Here is a 766-nt window from a genome sequence, read left to right as displayed (position 1 = left end):
ACGCCACAGGTACCTTGTTCGAAGGTATTGCTCGCTGGCACGATGTCAAAAAGACGCAAACTTTTGAAGATGCTAAATCTCGAATGCTAAAAGGTATTCAAGAAGAGGTGTCCAAAGGGGTGCAATACATTCGTACCCATATTGATGTCTGTGATCCTGATTTGACTGGACTCAAAGCAATGCTGGAGCTGCGCGAAGAGCTAAAAGACAACGTCACTATTCAGATTGTCGCTTTCCCGCAAGAGGGTATGTACGCCTATAAAGGGGCTGTTGAATTAATGGAAGAGGCGCTAAAGATGGGCGCGGACTGCGTCGGCGGTATTCCACATCTTGAATGGGCATACGAGTTCGGTCAAGATTCTGTGCGTAAAACGGTTGAGCTTGCGCTTAAGTATGACAAGCTTATCGACGTGCATTGTGATGAAACTGACGATCCAATGAGTCGGCACGTGCAATTATTAAATGCTTTGGTGATGATTGAAGGTATCGGTACGCGTACGGCGGCTAGCCATACCTGTTCATTTGGTTCAGCAGACGATGCTTATGCGTTTCGTATGATGGGACTATTTGAGCAATCGCAAATGAACTTTATTGCGCTGCCTACCGAAAACGCTTATTTGCAAGGTCGCCAAGATACTTATCCTAAACGTCGTGGTCTCACGCGAGTGAAGGAATTTTGGGAAAATGGTATCAACATCTCTTTTGGTCAAGATTCTATCAATGATCCTTGGTATCCAGCGGGCAACGGTAACATGATGAATATCTT

1 protein-coding gene is annotated in these 766 nt (G+C 45.4%); it reads left to right on the top strand.

Features of this window, described 5'->3' with window-relative positions; genetic code table 11:
• Positions 1 to 766, top strand: a 766-nt coding sequence (locus ACTXGO_RS15260; protein ID WP_443575114.1) for an amidohydrolase family protein, incomplete at both ends; no start/stop codon positions are given.

The organism is Psychrobacter sp. T6-1 (genome assembly GCF_052258445.1).
This window is presented reverse-complemented; position numbering and strand designations above follow the sequence as displayed.